Below are 15,949 nucleotides of genomic sequence, written 5' to 3' on the forward strand. Positions count from 1 at the left end.
CCTCATTCAACAGTTCGCGACACGGCCAGTTCTCTCTGCTCTGTCTTTCGCGTCTGGCTTGCTCGTGATCGCTTCGAGAGGCGGTACGTTTGTGCCCGCGCGGCGGGCGCAGAATGCGCCCGCCCAGAGGGAGACAACGACCATGGCCAGTCCATACCAAGGCAATGTCACATCGATGACGCAGAGCGGACAAGGCCCCGCATCTGCGCCAGTTATCCGCACCATCGGCCTGTCCGATTTGCATCAAGCGCTGCGTCTCGGCTGGGAAGACTTCAAGGCAGTACCAAGCCACGCCATCATCCTGTGTCTGATCTATCCCGTGCTCGGCATCGTGCTTGCGCGCACCGTGCACGGCTATTCCGTGCTGCCTCTGCTGTTTCCGCTGGCCGCGGGCTTTGCTCTGCTCGGCCCGTTCGCCGCGATCGGCCTCTACGAGATGAGCCGCCGTCGCGAGGACGGCGGTCAGGCATCCGCATGGGACGCCATGCAGGTATTCCGCTCGCCGTCATTCGGCGCGATGCTCGGAGTCGGAACGTTGCTGTTCGCACTGTTCGTGACCTGGATCGCCACCGCGCAGGCGATCTACACTGCGGTGTTCGGCTATCAGGTCGCGGCCAACATTCCCGATTTTGCCGAGCGCGTGCTGACCACCCCGCAAGGCTGGTGGCTGATCGTGGTCGGTTGCAGCGTCGGCTTCCTGTTCGCGCTCGTCGCGCTGTGCATCAGCGTGGTCGCCTTCCCCATGATGCTCGACCGCCAGGCAACCGCCGGCGAAGCCATCGTGACGTCGATGCGCGCCGTCGCACAGAACCCGGTGCCGATGGCGGCCTGGGGCTTGATCGTCGCGGTGCTGCTGGTGCTGGGCACGATCCCGTTCTTCCTCGGGCTCGCCGTCGTGATCCCCCTGCTCGGTCACGCCACCTGGCATCTCTATCGCGAGGTCATCGTCAAGGATCCGAACGCACGGCCGGTGATCCCCGAGCCGCGCGAGCGCAAGCCCGCCGCCGACTTCCCGGCCAACCTGTTCCCGTGGCGGCGCAGCGATCGCGGCTAAGCGCCAGTCACCCCGAACGCGTAAACGCCAAAGCAACCGCCGGCCGATTACATTCGGCCGGCGGTTTGTCGTTCCGGATCGTCAAATGGGTGTGAAGTTGGCGTGGCATTTGCAGCACCTGCCTGAGATAAACGGCTCGATCACGAGCCATGTTTTGGCCGCTGTTGCCGCGAACATACCCGCCGGGTTTCGCGACCAATCGATGACATCGCAGACTCCGGAGTGAAATTGCCAATGACCTCGCGCTTTTCCTTTCACACGCTCGCCGTTGGGGCGTGGCTGTTGACCTCGACCGTGTCTGCGCTCGCCGCCCAGTGCGGCACGGGCACGTTCGAGTCATGGCTCGACGATTTCAAGAAAGAGGCTGTGACGAAGGGCATTTCGCAGAACGCGATCCAGGCCGGGTTGAATGGCGTCACGCAGGACAAGGCGATCCTGGCGCGCGACCATTCGCAGCAGGTGTTCAGCCAGACCTTCGAGCAGTTCTCGGGTCGCATGGTGCCGCCGCGGCTCAATCGCGGCTCCGACATGATGAAGCGCTACGGCTCGGTGCTGTCGCGAATCGAGGAGGCCTACGGCGTGCCCGGTGAAATCCTGGTCGCGATCTGGGGGCTGGAGACCGATTTCGGTGTCAACACAGGCAAGTTTCCGACCCTACGCTCGCTGGCGACGCTGGCCTATGATTGCCGCCGCTCCGACATGTTCAAGGCCGAGTTGATGGATGCGTTGCGCATCGTCGAGCGTGGTGATCTCTCACCGCAGGAGATGCGCGGCGCCTGGGCCGGCGAGCTCGGCCAGACCCAGTTCATGCCGTCGTCCTACATCAAATTCGCGGTCGATTTCGACGGCAACGGTAAACGCGACCTCCTGCACAACGTACCTGACGTGCTGGCCTCGACGGCGAACTTCCTGAAGAGCTACGGCTGGAAGAAAGGCAAAGGCTGGGAGCCCGGCAGCGAGAATTTCGCGGTCATCCAGCAGTGGAACAAGAGCGAGGTGTACGCCAAGACGATCGGCTACTTCGCCACCCAGCTCGCGAAGGCTCCGTAGCGCGGTGGAGTTGCGTAGCGGCGAGAAGCCTGCACGTCGGCTCTGCTTCGATCAGCGCTGCTCCTGCTCCGGATGAATCAAAGAGGGCCGATCGCCCCAGGCGATCGGCCCTTATCGCCATGATCAAAAGCTTACTTCGCCATGCTCTCTTCGGCAGCCTTGCTGAGATGCGCGCCGCATGCGCCCCACTTGTTGTTCAGCATCGCGTCCTGCGCGAGCGAGACTTCCTTCTCCGCCGCGAATTTGACCTCATTGTCGGCCATAGCTTCGACGGCAGCTTCAGTCTTGCCGAAATTGGCACCGCTGCAGCCGACGCCCATATGATGACGATGAGCCGCCTGCGCGGGAGCAGCGACAGCGTAAGCAACGGCAGCCATGCCGGCTGCGGCGATGAATGTTTTAATCATGGGATGATCCATCTCTTGTTCTTGGACAGATCCCTGCGTGATTGCGGAATCTGCAGCGCAATTATTCGCTGTTCCCGGCGCCGTTCAGAATGAACTTCGTGCGATACGAATGTGATGAGCGCTGCACGCGGATCGCGCATGCGTTGCATAGTGTTTCGATTACATGTCGGTAAGGAAGCGGCGCCGCATTAGCTCTGCTGCCAACGTTCACTTCAATCGAAATGCACTTCCGATAATCCTCAGCACATTCCGGGCGACACGCTGGACGCGACCGAGATCCGCACGGCGCGTGCCGTACATAATTACCTTTCGCGTCAATGCGACCGATTGACGCTCCGCCCATTCACCGGCGCTCGCACCAACATATGAATTTATAATCATTCCAATGCCCATCTTGTCGCATGCGAATCACGCATGGAACACATCGATGTGATCCAGTGAGCTAGGACGCGGAAAGACTTGATTGGGCGGTCTTTAATTACCATATACCCAACCTGATCTGGCTTGCTGAAATTTCAACAACCGATTGATATCAGTAATATTTTTGCGATATGCCGCGTGTCGGCGGAACTTTCATTTACAAACCTGCTCGGCAAGCGCCAAACGGTTAACCAGACCTTACCTCCGCCATGCGTTTTCGGTCTAGCTGCATCGCACCATTGGAACTACCGCGCCGCACCATATCATCTATATTCAGTTCAACGATGAGGCTTTTGAAAAGCTGAATCTGAATTACTAGGAGACTACCATGTTGCTCTCGCTCATCCGCATGATCCAGGCTTTCCGGGATTATCAGCGCAATGTCAGCGAACTGTCCCAGCTCAGCGATCGTGAACTGGCCGATATCGGCCTCGACCGCTCGGACATTCCGCGCGTTGCCGCCGGTACCTACAACGGCTAATCGGCCGTAAGCCATCTGACGAACGGATAACGCCCGCTTCCACAGCGGGCGTTCTCGTTTCTGGTGCGGTTTCAGATGCATATGATCTCGAAACGCGCTAACGCTGCGCGATGACACCGCATCAATCCTCTTCCCAACCCGTGCACATCGTGGGCGCGGGGCTCGCCGGCTCGGAAGCCGCCTGGCAGGTTGCCAATTCCGGCGTCCGTGCCGTCCTGCATGAAATGCGCCCGCACCGAATGACCGAGGCGCACCGGACCGAAGGCTGCGCCGAACTGGTCTGCTCGAATTCCTTCCGCTCCGACGATGCCGCCAACAACGCGGTCGGGTTGCTGCACGCCGAGATGCGGCGGCTGGGCTCCCTCATCATGCGCTCGGCCGATGCCAACCAGGTGCCCGCTGGCGGCGCGCTGGCGGTCGACCGCGACGGCTTTTCCGCTGCCGTCACCAAAGCGCTGAACGAACATCCGCTGATCGAGATCAGCCGCGAGGAAGTCGCGGGCCTGCCGCCGGCCGACTGGGGCAACGTGATCGTCGCTACCGGTCCCCTCACCTCGGCGCCGCTCGCCGACGCCATCAGGCAGCTCACCGACGAGAACGCGCTGGCGTTCTTCGATGCGATCGCACCGATCGTACACAAGGATTCCATCGACATGTCGGTGGCCTGGTTTCAGTCGCGCTACGACAAGGTCGGTCCCGGCGGCACCGGCGCCGACTACATCAACTGCCCGATGACCAAGGAGCAATATGACGCCTTCGTCGCGGCGCTGCTCGACGGCGAGAAGGTCGACTTCAAGGATTGGGAGACCAACACGCCCTATTTCGACGGCTGCCTGCCGGTCGAGGTGATGGCCGAGCGCGGTCAGGAGACGCTGCGCCACGGGCCGATGAAGCCGGTGGGATTGACCAATCCGCACAATCCGACGGTCAAGGCATATGCGATCGTTCAGCTGCGGCAGGACAACAAGCTCGGCACGCTCTACAACATCGTCGGTTTCCAGACCAAGCTGAAGCACGGCGCGCAGCAGCGCGTGTTCCGCACCATCCCGGGCCTCGAGAATGCGGAGTTCGCCCGCCTCGGCGGCCTGCATCGCAACACCTTCCTGAATTCACCGAAGCTGCTCGATAGCCAGCTGCGCCTGCGCGCGCAGCCGCGGCTGCGTTTCGCCGGCCAGATGACGGGCTGCGAGGGCTACGTCGAATCGGCCAGCATCGGGTTGATTGCGGGGCTCTGCGCTGCCGCCGACATGCGCGGCACCGCGCTGACGCCACCGCCCGCCACCACCGCGCTCGGCGCGCTGCTCGGCCACATCACCGGCGGTCATATCGAGACGATCGACGCCGGTGCGCGCTCGTTCCAGCCGATGAACATCAATTTCGGTCTGTTCCCGCCGCTGGCCAGCCCTCCGACCAAGAAGCCGGACGGCTCGCGGCTGCGCGGCAACGAGAAGACGGTCGCCAAGAAGCAGGCGATCAGCGCGCGGGCGCTCACCGACCTCGACCATTGGATCGCAGAGCACCTGCGCGTTGCGGCAGCGGCCTGACAGTCATGAGCGTGCCGAAAGACGACGACGCCACCCTGTCGGCGCGATGGAGCCAGGGCGTGCTGCTCAAGCGCGACGTGTTCTCGACGGTCGAGCGCGGCCGTTTCCGGACCGATGACGGCGAGGTCGAGGGCGTGCTGCGCCGGCTCGATCAGGTGCCGTTCTGGTCGTTCGCCGTGGCGCTGCATCTGTTCTCGCGCGAACGCCGCGCGCTGACCCTGGCGCGCGATCTCGACGTCGGCCCCAAGCTGCTCTGGGCAGGCAGGCGCGCGCTGGTGCGCGGCTTCATCGACGGCGCAGCGCTGCATCTGGCGAAGCCGCATGGCGACGTCGCCTATTTCCGTTCCGCCAAGGCCGCGTTGCGCAAGCTGCATCGTGCCGGCATCTGCCACAACGACCTCGCCAAGGAGCAGAACTGGCTGGTCGGCCGCGACGGCCGCGCCTACCTCACCGACTTCCAGCTTGCTGCCTGCTTCAAGAGCCGAAGCCGGCTGTTCCGCATCGCAGCCTATGAGGATCTGCGGCATCTGTTGAAGCACAAGCGCAGCTACGCGCCGGAGGCGTTGACGCCGAAGGAGCGCAAGGTGCTTGCGAAGAAGTCCGCGGTCGCCAGCGTCTGGCTCAAGACCGGCAAGAAGGTCTATCAGGCGATCACCCGCGGCATCTTCAATTTCACCGACCGCGAGGGCGGCGGCCGGCGGCTGGTCAACGACGCGCCTGTGCTGGTCGATCTGATCCGCAGGAATCCAGATGTGCGCGACACCGCGATCGTCGCCTTTGCCGACCGGCGCGTCGGCGTCGGACTCTACGCCTTCGTCGAGGCCGACCAGTCCGCGCTGGAAAAGACGCTGCGCAACGAGCTTGCCGCCGCCAAGGGCGTCAAGCCGCCCGAACACATCCAGATCGTGCATGCATTGCCGCGCGATGCGGCGGGCAAGCCGCGCACCGAAATCCTGCAGCTCGTCGCCATGAACCAGATCGACCTGATCGAACCGATGATGCGCAGCGACGCCGATCGCGAGTTCCTCAAGGACATCCTCGAGCAACGCAAGAATCTGCGCGATCGCTTCAATTTCGAAGTTGCCGAGATGGATCGGCCGGCGGGCCAAGCGCGATGAGATCGGATTTGGTCCACGTCGCGCGTTGGGCTCTCGTTTGAGCGCGATCTCCGCATCGACGCTGCACGCTTCCGAGCGCGCAGCTCTCGACAAACGGAGCGTGACGCGCCAATCTTGCGAGGGGGTATCGCGCTCAAGGGACTAGCTTAATGCCACTGACCCGTGGCCGTATCGGGGGATATGATGCCGAGCGGATGGCGTTCGGATTCACCATGATGCACGGCGACCAGGAAATTGAATGCCAGATCAGCGACGCTGCAATGGACGACTTGGCCGGCACGCGCGGAACGGCGAGCATCGCTCGCCAGGCCCAGTTCGTTGCGCTGCGCGACGCCGTCGAACGGATCGCATCCGACATCTTTGACAGCGGCCCGGTGGTCAAAGGCGCGACGATCCGGATCTTCACCAAGCACATCTCGAAGGAACAGAGCTAGCGACCGAACTCTTCGGTGCGCGCAGCCCGCCACAACGTCCAGAGCGTGCGCAGGCGCGACGCCGGCTTCGGCAGGAACGGATCGTAGTCGGCCCTCCTCACCCGGTTTAGCTCGCGCCTGACGTGAGCGAGCGGCAGGAAGATCGGCCTCACGCCGGACGGTACATCCGCAAGCAGCCCGAATGCGGTCTTGAGATGACCCTGAGCCTCGTCAGCAAGCTGATCGATCGCAGCACGGATGTTCGGCGTCGGCTTGCCGGCAAACACCTCCTCCTTGCTGCTGCCGTGCTGTTGCAGCAGTTGCAGCGGCAGAAACAGCTGCTGCCGCGAGGCGTCGCGGCCCAGCGCCGCGATGACCTGCGCCATGCCTTGCGCGAGGCCGGCATGACGAGCCAGATGATCGATCGCCTCCGATGGCCGCGCCACCACGCGCGTGGCTTGTGCGAACAGCGCCGATGCCGTGGCGTCGAGGTAGCCCTCGAGCGCGGCCAACGACGGCATCGGGTCGTTGTAGAGATCGAACTGATGCTCCTCGACCAGGAGCGAGAACGGCGAGACCGGCAGGCGGTGATTGCGGATCGCATACAGCAGCTCTGCCGCGACCGGATTGCCCTCGACGCCGCCGTGTCCGGCCCCGGCCAGCATGTCGGTCCACCATTGCAGCCGCATCTCGCCGGGCAGCGGCTGGCTGACCTGCTCGTGCACGCGCGAGACTTCGATGTTGAAGGCGTAGATCGCGAGCAGCGCCCGGCGCTCCGGACCCGGCATGAACAAAGTCGACGCGTAGCGCACGAAGTCATGGGTCCGCGCCAGATCGGCGCAGAACGCCGCGCCGTCGGTCGGCGCCTCCGTCGCGCTCATGGCACCGCGATCAGCGCCGCCGCGACGCGACGCCGCTCGCCCAGCATGATGTTGTAGGTGCGGATCGCGGGGCCGGTCTGCATCGGGTCGAGCACCACCCGCACCGCGCGCAGGGCCTCGCGCAGGCCCCTTGGCGGCACCCAGACCTCGGTGCCGGTGCCGACGATCAGTGTATCAATCGCATTGGCGGCCGCGAATACCTTCTGCAGCGCGTATTCGTCGATCTCCTGCGGCCTGGTCACCGGCCAGGCCCAGATCGCGTCGGGCAGGCACAACAGCGAGCCGCGGTGCGACATATCGGCAAACGCGAAGCCGCCCTTGCCGTAGGCCTCGATCGGCGCCGACCTCGGAAGATGGGGAGCGTCCGAGGAGTTGCTCATGACCGGCTACTTCTTGGCTGCCGCGTTCGGCTTCTTCTCCGATTCATCGGCGGCGGCGTCGCGCCTCGTGGTGCCGACGCCGAGATAGATCAGGATCGGTGCCGCGATGAAGATCGAGGTGTAGGTGCCGACCAGCACCACGCCGAACATCATGACGGCGGTGAAGCTGTGAATCGCCTGGCCGCCGAACAGCAGCAGCGCGAGCAGCGCCAGGGTCACGGTGACGTGGGTGATGATCGAGCGCGACAGCGTCGAGTTGATCGATTCGTTGAGCAGCTGCGGCATCGGCATCTTCTTGTAGCGCCGCAGCATCTCGCGGATACGGTCGTAGATGACGACGGTGTCGTTGAGCGAATAGCCGAGAATCGTCAGCAGCGCCGCGATGCTGGTGAGATCGAAATCGACCTGGGTGATCGACATGAAGCCGATCGTCAGCACGATGTCGTGGACGTTGGCGATCATGGCGCCGAGCGCGAACTGCCACTCGAACCGGAACCAGAGATAGATCAGGATGCCGACGATCGCGAGCATCAGGCCGAGCATGCCGTAGGCGAGCAATTCGCCGGAGACGCGCGGTCCCACCACTTCGACGCGGCGGTAGTCTACGGAATCGCCGAGCGCGCCACGAACCTTCGTCACCGCGTCCTGTTGCGCCTGATCACCGCCGGGTTGCTCGGCGACGCGGATCAGCACTTCGGCCGGACCTCCGAACTGCTGCAACTGCACCTCGCCGAGACCAAGACCGTTCAAGGTCGTGCGCATCGCGGCAATGTCGGCGGTGCCGGACTTGGCCCGTACCTCCAGCAGTGTACCGCCCTTGAAGTCGATGCCGAAATTCAGGCCGTGAGTGAAGAACAGCGTGATGGCAAGGATCGAAAGCAGCGCCGAAATCGGGAAGCTGATGCGCCGAAAGCGCGTGAAGTCGAAATGCGTGTCGTCGGGCACGATGCGCAGCGCCGGCATCAGCCCGAGCGCCGCGACCACGGTCAGCACGGCAATCAGGATGCCAAGGCCAATGAGAACGGTATGAGTCACAATAGGCCTCTCAGATCGGCACGGTTTGCGGCCGCTTCCACCGGACCCATGCCGCGACGATCAGGCGCGTCAAGGTAAAGGCGGTGAACACCGTGGTGATGATGCCGATGCCGAGCGTCACGGCAAAGCCGCGCACCGGTCCGGTGCCGATGTAGAACAGCACCGCGGCAGCGATGAAGGTGGTGATGTTGGAATCGAGGATGGTCGCCAGCGCCCGCTTGAAGCCGGCGTCGATCGCCGAGATCGCGTTGCGGCCGCCGCGCAATTCCTCGCGGATGCGCTCGTAGATCAGCACGTTGGAGTCGACCGCGATGCCGACCGTCAGCACGATGCCGGCGATGCCGGGCAAGGTCAGCGTGGCGTTAAGCAGCGACAGCAGCCCGAAGATCATGGCGACGTTGATGGCCACCGCCATGTTGGCGAACACCCCGAACAGCCGGTAGGTGATCAGCATGAACACGATGACCAGGATCGAGCCGACATAGGCCGCAAGCTCACCCTTTTCGATCGAGTCCTGCCCGAGGCCGGGACCGACCGTGCGCTCCTCGACCACCGTCAGCGGTGCCGGCAGCGCGCCGGCGCGCATCAGGATCGCCAGATCGTTGGCCGACTGCACCGTGAAGCTGCCCGAGATCTGGCCCTGTCCGCCGGTGATCGGCTCGCGAATCACGGGTGCCGAGATCACCTTGTTGTCGAGCACGATCGCAAAGGGCTGGCCGACATTATCGGCGGTCGCCTGAGCGAATTTGCGCGCGCCCGAGGTATTGAACTTGAAGCTGACGATCGCCTCGCCGGTACGCTGGTCGAAGCCGGGTTGGGCATCGGAGAGTTCACTTCCCGAAACCAGGACCTGCTTCTTCACAATGTACGGAACCGGTGGTGGCGATGCGCTCATGAGCCGCTCCGAGTCCGCCGGCACCGTGGCCTGATCGGGCGATGCCGTGGTGTCGACCATGCGGAATTCCATCTTCGCGGTCTTGCCGAGCAGCTCCTTCAGATGGGTCGGGTCCTGCAGGCCCGGCACCTGCACCAGGATGCGGTCGGTGCCCTGACGCTGGATCAAGGGCTCGACGGTGCCGAGCTCGTTGACGCGGCGTTCGACGATCTGGATCGACTGTTCGATGGTCTTGCGCATCCGCTCGATCATCGCGGGCTGCGACACGGTCAGGCGGATCAAGCCGCCCCCCGCGTCCGTCACATCGACATCGCGCTGGCCGCCGGAGCCGAGCAAGCCGCCGATCGGCTGCGCGACCTCGCGAAGCTTCGTCAGCGCCGCCGGAACATCGGCTTCCTTGGCGATCCGGGCCTCGACGGCGTCGTTCCGGATCGTGATGCCTCCGGTAAAGCCGATCCGGGCGTCACGCAGCGCCTTCCTTGTGTCGTCGCGAACCTGTTCGAGCTTCTCCTTCTTCACATAATTGGCGTCGACCTCGAGCAGCAGATACGAGCCGCCCTGCAAATCGAGACCGAGAACGAGGCGCCGTTGCGCCCAGGCCGGCCAGGTCTTGACCTGCGCTTCGGGGAAGAAATTGGGCACGGCGCACAGGCAGACCACCAGCGCTGTCAGGATAATCCCCAGCGCTCGCCACCGCGTGAAATACAACATCGAATTGACCTGTCAGATTCGGCAAAAGGCTCCGCGGCAATCAGCTCGCGGATGCCTCGTCCTTGGCATCGCCCTTCGCCGGCTCACCCTTGGTACGCACGCCCGAAATCATCTGGCGCATCTGCCGCACGCGAACGCCGTCCGAAATCTCGAACTCGATCTGGTCGTCGTCGACCACCTTGGTCACCTTGCCGACGAGGCCGCCCGAGGTCACCACGGTGTCGCCGCGGCGGATGTTCTTCACGAGGTCCGCATGGTCGCGCACCTTCCGCTGCTGCGGGCGCAGAATCAGGAAGTACATGATGACGAAGATCAGCGCGAATGGCAGCAGCGACATCAACATGCTGTTGGTATCAGTGCCAGCTCCAGCCTGAGCAAACGCAGGAGTAATCAGCATTCGGACGATCCTCGGATAAGACGGGAAAGAACCGGCAGCGCCCTCGGGTTCGGGGCGGTATGGCGGTCCGGACAAATTCGCGCGGACTATAGCGGCCGCGGTCCCAATTGCAACGTTAACGGACCTTCATTTAGGGCGCTTGCGGGACCGCCGCCAGCCCGATAAGGCTGCGCCGTCAGGAACTGGACAAATGCCGAAAAAAGCCAAGAAAACTCCCAGTAAAACAGCCCGCAAAACCGCCCCTCAAGCTGCCGCCAAGCGTGCCGCAAACGCCGCGACAAAACGCCCGGTAATGCCGCTCGACGGCGCCACTGCCGAGCGGATCGCGAATGCCCTGGAGACCATTGCGAGCCGCCTTGTGGCCGCCTCCCCGGCCCCCGATCCGGCCGAGTCGTTCGGTGCCGCGGACGCCTTTGTCTGGCATCCGGACGGACGCCTCGCCCCGGTGCCGCGCGTCAGCCGCGTCGAGATCGGCCTGCTCAAGGGTGTCGACCGGATGCGCGATATCCTGATGGAGAATACCGAGCGCTTCGCCAACGGACTGCCCGCCAACAATGCGCTGCTGTGGGGCGCCCGCGGCATGGGCAAGTCGTCGCTGGTCAAGGCGACGCATGCCAGCCTCAATGTCGATCGCAAGCCGGCCGACCGGCTGAAGCTGATCGAGATCCACCGCGAGGACATCGAGAGCCTGCCCGGCCTGATGGAGCTGCTGCGCAGCTCCTCGTTCCGCTTCATCGTGTTCTGCGACGACCTCTCCTTCGACGGCAACGACGCCTCGTACAAATCGCTCAAGGCGGTGCTGGAAGGCGGTATCGAGGGACGCCCCGAGAACGTCATCCTCTATGCGACCTCGAACCGGCGGCATCTCTTGGCACGCGAGATGATCGAGAACGAGCGCTCGACCGCGATCAATCCGGGCGAAGCGGTGGAAGAGAAGGTGTCGCTGTCGGACCGCTTCGGTCTCTGGCTCGGCTTCCACCGCTGCAGCCAGGACGAGTACCTCGCGATGGTGAAGGGCTATTGCGACCATTTCGGCATCGAGATCGCCGAGGACGAAATCGAGCGCGAAGCGCTCGAATGGTCGACCACCCGCGGCTCGCGCTCCGGCCGCGTCGCCTGGCAGTACACGCAGGAACTCGCCGGCCGGCTCGGCGTGCGGCTGAGCGGGACATAGCACGAGCCGCACGACCGGCAAGTCGCAGGCCTTCTGGATTCGGTGCGGCATGGGTACACTCGACGCATGCCGACCGAACCCAGCACGACTGCGAGACAATGTGGCGAGTGCACCGCTTGCTGCGATGGCTGGCTGAAAATCCGGATACGTGGCCACGACGTCCATCCGGGGCAGCCGTGCCCGTTCAGCAGCGCGGGCAAATGCACGATCTACGACGAGCGTCCGGTCGATCCGTGCCGGAAGTTCGTCTGCGGCTGGCTTACGCCGACAAGCCCGCTGCCCGACTGGATGCGTCCGGATAGATCCGATGTCATCTTTCTTCCGGCAAGCTTTGTCTGGCGCACCATTCCAGTCGACGTTGCGGTTGCCATCGGCGCTCATCCGAAAGCCAAGGCGCGCGCGTGGCTGGAAGCCTTCAGCCGCGACGCGCGCCGTCCCCTGCTGCTGCAATCGGACGGGGATTGGCACGCTTTTGGACCGCCGCAATTCCTGAGCGACATGGTCGAGCGTCTCTCAGACGAGCGAGACCCCTGGCAACCGGTCTAGGCCTCGCGTCAGTCGCGAGTTCGCTGCGAATTCGACAGAAGTTGGCATCCATAATTCCAATACCAACTCCCATTTTTTGCATCGCAATATTTTATATCAGCATTGCTGTCTTATTTTTTGGATTGAATTTCTGATCAGGCATTCAACCACATGCATGTAAGTCAAATCTTATTCCTAAACGCATGATGCGACAAATTGATGCAGTGCAATAGTATCATAGTACCATTTAAGTCACATCGAGTGTTTATCTGCCTTAGCTCGTCCGCATCCATGTATCTGGTGTGTGGTATACATTAACGTTCCTCCACTTTGTGACCCTCAGCACACCGCTGAGGAGATCCGACAAAGGGGGGATTAGATGAAGAAGGGACTTCTCGCCGGAACCGCACTCGCGGCAATCGGCCTGGCGCTCACGCAACAGCCGGTGCAGGCAGCAACGCTCGACGACGTAATGGCGCGTCTGGATGCGCTCGAACGAAACAATGCGAAGCTCGCGAAGGAGAATGCACAACTCCGGGATCGCGTGAACAACATCACAAGCCGCAGCGCCGCGCCCCCTGCGGCAACCACAACGCCAAAGGGCAACCCGGTGCAGCATGCCGGCGTCGCGCCCTCCCCGACACCGGCTCCGGAGCATGCCGTCGTCAGCATCGGAGGTGCGCCGCTCTACAGCAAGGCGCCGGGCGGCAACGCCTTCGTCGACAACACCACCGTCACGCTCTACGGCCACGTGGATCTATCCGGCGACGTCTTCAATGCAGGCGTGTTCGATCAGGGCACCAAGTTCGGCGTGGCAAGCAACCTCACCTTTTTCGGCGTCCACGCGCGTCACGATCTCGCACCGTATGGCTTCGCCGGGTGGGCCGCCGTCGCCCAGTTTGAATCCCTCGTCGAGGTCGCCGCGGTGCCGACCGAGCGTGCCGCGCTCGGAACGCGCGACAGCTTCATCGGCATGGCAACGCCGTGGGGCACGATCAAGGCTGGCAAATCGGATACACCCTACAAGAAAGCCACATCGAAGTTCGATCCGTTCTCGGCGACGCTCGGCGACTACAACTCGATCATGGGCAATACCGGCGGCGACCTGCGTGCGGAGTTCGATTGGCGTGCGGCCCATGCTCTCTGGTACGAATCGCCGGTCTGGAACGGCTTCCAGACCACACTGATGATCTCGCCCGGGCAGAACACCGCAAAGGACAACAGCGATTTCGCGCTCGGCGACTTCAACTGCCCCGCCACGTCCGCGCGCGGCAGCGGCAGCGGCTTCCCGCTGACAGCGGCGCCCGAAGGCTGTACCGACGGCTCGTATGGCAACCTGTACAGCGCCTCGCTGACCTACAATCAGGGACCGTTCACGGCGGTCGCTGCCTACGAGATGCATGAGGGCACCAATCGCACCGGCGATGAAGCCGTCACGCCGTTGAGCAACGGCGGCGTGCTGATCGTTCCGCCGGGAGCCGTCGGCATCGCCAACGAATGGGCCGCGAAGATCGGCGCCGGGTATCGCCTCGACGACGGCATCGGCAAGCTGCAGCTCTACGGCATCTACGAGGTGATGCGGCGCGAGAACACCGTGGCCGACTTCAACGAGCGGTCGCGCGACGGCTACTTCCTCAGCGCCACCCAGAGCGTCGGCGCCTGGGACGTCAGCGCGTCATGGGCCCACGCCAACGCCTCTCCCGGCTCGCCCGGCACCGGCGTGCTCAACAACTACACCGTCACTCCGGCACCGGGATCGGCCGACTTTGCGCTCAACACGCTCGACAGCAGCGCCGATCAATATGCGGCCGGCGTCAAGTACCACTTCAGCCCGTTTGCGACCTGGTATCTTGTCGGCAGTTACCTGCGCAACGGCCCCGGCGCGCATTACTGCCTCGGCGTGAGCGGTCATGGGTATGGCATATGCGGCCGCGACGCCAACAACAACGTGGTCGCCGGCAACAAGGCGAGCGCCGTGACCACCGGCATGACCTTCGACTTCTAGATCAAACAAAACGGGGGAGGCTTGCGCCTCCCCCGTTGTCTTTGTTGTGAGACTTGGAAGTCCCGGCGCGCAACTTACGCGCCGTTGAGGAACTGGAGCGGATCGACCGGAGACGATCCCTTGCGAATTTCGAAGTGGAGCTGCGGCGAGCCCGCCTCGCCCGACTGGCCCGACTTGGCGATCACCTGGCCGCGCTTGATGGTATCGCCGCGCTTCACCAGGATTTCGCTCGTATGGGCGTAGGCGGTGACATAGCCGTTGGAATGGCGAACCAGCACGAGATTGCCGTAGCCCTTCAGCTCATTGCCCGAATAGGCGACGACGCCGTCCTCGGCCGCTTTCACCGGCGTGCCTTCGGGCACCGCGACGTTGATGCCGTCATTGACCTTGCCGTTGGTTTTCGAGCCGTAGGCTGTGATGACCTTGCCGCGCACCGGCCAGCGGAACGTCGGCAATGCGCCGGTGGCTTCGCTCGACTTGGTGACAACGGGCGCTTCTGCGGCGGCCGCCGGCTGTTCGACGGTCGCGGTTGGCTGAACCAGCCGCGCGCTCTGCTGCGGCAGCGCAGTGGCGACGACCTTCGGGGCCGCCATCGCCGGTGCCGGGGCAACCGCAACCGGTGCGGCAGCAACGCCTTGCGCAACCGGCGCCGGGGCCGGGGCCGCCATCGCGGTCTTGGCGCCCGGCACCACCAGCTTCATGCCGAGGCTGAGCCGTGCCGACTGATCGAGATTGTTGGCGCGGGCAAGCTCAGCCACGGGAATGTGGTGCTGGCGCGCGATGCTGTGCAGCGTGTCGCCGCGATTAACGTAGTGGACGCCGGCGGGCGCTGCTGCCACGGCAACGGGCCGCGTGGCCGGCGCAGCCATCGCCGGCGCTGCTGCGGCGGCCATCGGGCGCGGAATGACCAGCTGCTGGCCGGGCGACAGCGCGCGCGGTCCCTTGTAGCCATTGGCGCGCAGGATCTCGGCGGTCGAGACATTGTAGCGGCGCGCCAGCAATTCGAGCGTATCGCTGGTGCCGACGATGATGGTGGTGCCGCTGTGTCCGGCGTGCGCAGCCGCGACAGATTGCGGAACAGTGCCGGTGGCCTCGATCTGCGGGCGCGCAGTCGGCGGCGTGTAGGACGAAAGCCCGCGCCCTCCTCCGGAGACGCCAGCGTTGGCGACCGGGTAGGACTGCGGCGCCGCAACCGGCGGCGGCAGCGGCTGTGATTGGTACTGTGAATATTGCGGTTGCGTTCGCGGCCGCGCGTATTGCGGCAGCTCGCGCGGCGGCTGTGCCTGCACGGTGCCGGTCGGCTGCGGATCAAACGCAAACGGATTTTGCGAGTAGGAGTTTTGCGAGAAGCGCGACGACATGTCGGCGCTGCAACCGGCAAAAGCCATGGACATCAGCGTCAGCACCGCGACCTGCGGTACGCGACGCGAGCGAAGCAACTCGACAACCCCAGACATGG

The 15,949-nt window shown here is 63.8% G+C and carries 16 protein-coding genes; 9 read left to right on the plus strand and 7 right to left on the minus strand.

Features of this window, described 5'->3' with window-relative positions; genetic code table 11:
- Window positions 1-142: 142 nt before the first annotated feature.
- A complete protein-coding gene (locus HU230_RS13625) occupies window positions 143-1,054 on the plus strand; it encodes a DUF2189 domain-containing protein (RefSeq protein ID WP_176531220.1) in 912 nt (303 codons plus the stop codon).
- Between the two features lie 234 nt (window positions 1,055-1,288).
- On the plus strand, window positions 1,289-2,104 hold the full coding sequence (locus HU230_RS13630; protein WP_176531219.1) for a lytic murein transglycosylase: 816 nt from the start codon (window positions 1,289-1,291) through the stop codon (window positions 2,102-2,104).
- Between the two features lie 131 nt (window positions 2,105-2,235).
- On the opposite strand, the gene HU230_RS13635 is transcribed toward HU230_RS13630, so the two are convergent.
- The gene (locus tag HU230_RS13635; protein ID WP_176531218.1) at window positions 2,236-2,523 is read right to left on the minus strand and encodes a hypothetical protein; all 288 of its coding nucleotides are present in this window, start codon (window positions 2,521-2,523) and stop codon (window positions 2,236-2,238) included.
- A gap of 736 nt (window positions 2,524-3,259) precedes the next feature.
- Between HU230_RS13635 and HU230_RS13640 the strand changes: the two genes are divergently transcribed.
- The 4 genes from HU230_RS13640 to HU230_RS13655 all read left to right on the plus strand — a co-directional run bounded on the left by HU230_RS13640 (window position 3,260) and on the right by HU230_RS13655 (window position 6,508).
- Window positions 3,260-3,412 carry a DUF1127 domain-containing protein gene (locus tag HU230_RS13640; RefSeq protein WP_016846063.1) on the plus strand — a complete coding sequence of 51 codons (153 nt, stop codon included), beginning with the start codon at window positions 3,260-3,262 and terminating at the stop codon, window positions 3,410-3,412.
- 110 nt (window positions 3,413-3,522) lie between these two features.
- Window positions 3,523-4,956: a methylenetetrahydrofolate--tRNA-(uracil(54)-C(5))-methyltransferase (FADH(2)-oxidizing) TrmFO gene (gene trmFO / locus HU230_RS13645; protein WP_176531217.1), complete on the plus strand. Its 1,434-nt coding sequence runs from the start codon at window positions 3,523-3,525 to the stop codon at window positions 4,954-4,956.
- A gap of 5 nt (window positions 4,957-4,961) precedes the next feature.
- Window positions 4,962-6,074 carry a serine/threonine protein kinase gene (locus HU230_RS13650; protein ID WP_176531216.1) on the plus strand — a complete coding sequence of 371 codons (1,113 nt, stop codon included), beginning with the start codon at window positions 4,962-4,964 and terminating at the stop codon, window positions 6,072-6,074.
- Between the two features lie 212 nt (window positions 6,075-6,286).
- Window positions 6,287-6,508: a DUF1488 family protein gene (locus HU230_RS13655; RefSeq protein WP_234633871.1), complete on the plus strand. Its 222-nt coding sequence runs from the start codon at window positions 6,287-6,289 to the stop codon at window positions 6,506-6,508.
- Here the strand turns inward: HU230_RS13655 and HU230_RS13660 are convergent.
- From HU230_RS13660 to yajC, 5 genes are read right to left on the minus strand one after another with little or no spacing between them, the layout of a single operon-like run.
- Complete coding sequence (locus HU230_RS13660) at window positions 6,505-7,368, minus strand: phytoene/squalene synthase family protein (RefSeq protein ID WP_176531214.1); 864 nt, start codon at window positions 7,366-7,368, stop codon at window positions 6,505-6,507. The genes HU230_RS13655 and HU230_RS13660 overlap by 4 nt on opposite strands.
- Complete coding sequence (locus HU230_RS13665) at window positions 7,365-7,748, minus strand: Mth938-like domain-containing protein (RefSeq protein ID WP_176531213.1); 384 nt, start codon at window positions 7,746-7,748, stop codon at window positions 7,365-7,367. The genes HU230_RS13660 and HU230_RS13665 overlap by 4 nt, the downstream gene beginning before the upstream one ends.
- A gap of 6 nt (window positions 7,749-7,754) precedes the next feature.
- Complete coding sequence (gene secF, locus HU230_RS13670) at window positions 7,755-8,783, minus strand: protein translocase subunit SecF (protein ID WP_176531212.1); 1,029 nt, start codon at window positions 8,781-8,783, stop codon at window positions 7,755-7,757.
- A gap of 10 nt (window positions 8,784-8,793) precedes the next feature.
- On the minus strand, window positions 8,794-10,389 hold the full coding sequence (secD, locus tag HU230_RS13675) for a protein translocase subunit SecD (protein ID WP_176531211.1): 1,596 nt from the start codon (window positions 10,387-10,389) through the stop codon (window positions 8,794-8,796).
- A gap of 40 nt (window positions 10,390-10,429) precedes the next feature.
- A complete protein-coding gene (gene yajC / locus HU230_RS13680; protein ID WP_050400518.1) occupies window positions 10,430-10,786 on the minus strand; it encodes a preprotein translocase subunit YajC in 357 nt (118 codons plus the stop codon).
- Window positions 10,787-10,976: 190 nt separating this feature from the next.
- On the opposite strand from yajC, the gene HU230_RS13685 reads away from it, so the two are divergent.
- The 3 genes from HU230_RS13685 (at window position 10,977) to HU230_RS13695 (ending at window position 14,490) form a co-directional block, all read left to right on the plus strand.
- Window positions 10,977-11,960 (plus strand): ATP-binding protein, encoded by a 984-nt coding sequence (locus tag HU230_RS13685; RefSeq protein ID WP_176531210.1) that lies wholly within the window; start codon window positions 10,977-10,979, stop codon window positions 11,958-11,960.
- A 66-nt stretch (window positions 11,961-12,026) separates the two neighbouring features.
- Complete coding sequence (locus tag HU230_RS13690; RefSeq protein ID WP_176531209.1) at window positions 12,027-12,506, plus strand: hypothetical protein; 480 nt, start codon at window positions 12,027-12,029, stop codon at window positions 12,504-12,506.
- A gap of 358 nt (window positions 12,507-12,864) precedes the next feature.
- The gene (locus tag HU230_RS13695; RefSeq protein ID WP_176531208.1) at window positions 12,865-14,490 is read left to right on the plus strand and encodes a porin; all 1,626 of its coding nucleotides are present in this window, start codon (window positions 12,865-12,867) and stop codon (window positions 14,488-14,490) included.
- Between the two features lie 74 nt (window positions 14,491-14,564).
- On the opposite strand, the gene HU230_RS13700 is transcribed toward HU230_RS13695, so the two are convergent.
- Window positions 14,565-15,947, minus strand: coding sequence for a LysM peptidoglycan-binding domain-containing M23 family metallopeptidase (locus HU230_RS13700; protein ID WP_176531207.1), 1,383 nt, complete (start codon window positions 15,945-15,947; stop codon window positions 14,565-14,567).
- Between the last annotated feature and the right edge of the window lie 2 nt (window positions 15,948-15,949).

This window comes from Bradyrhizobium quebecense (assembly GCF_013373795.3).
GTDB classification, from domain to species: domain Bacteria; phylum Pseudomonadota; class Alphaproteobacteria; order Rhizobiales; family Xanthobacteraceae; genus Bradyrhizobium; species Bradyrhizobium quebecense.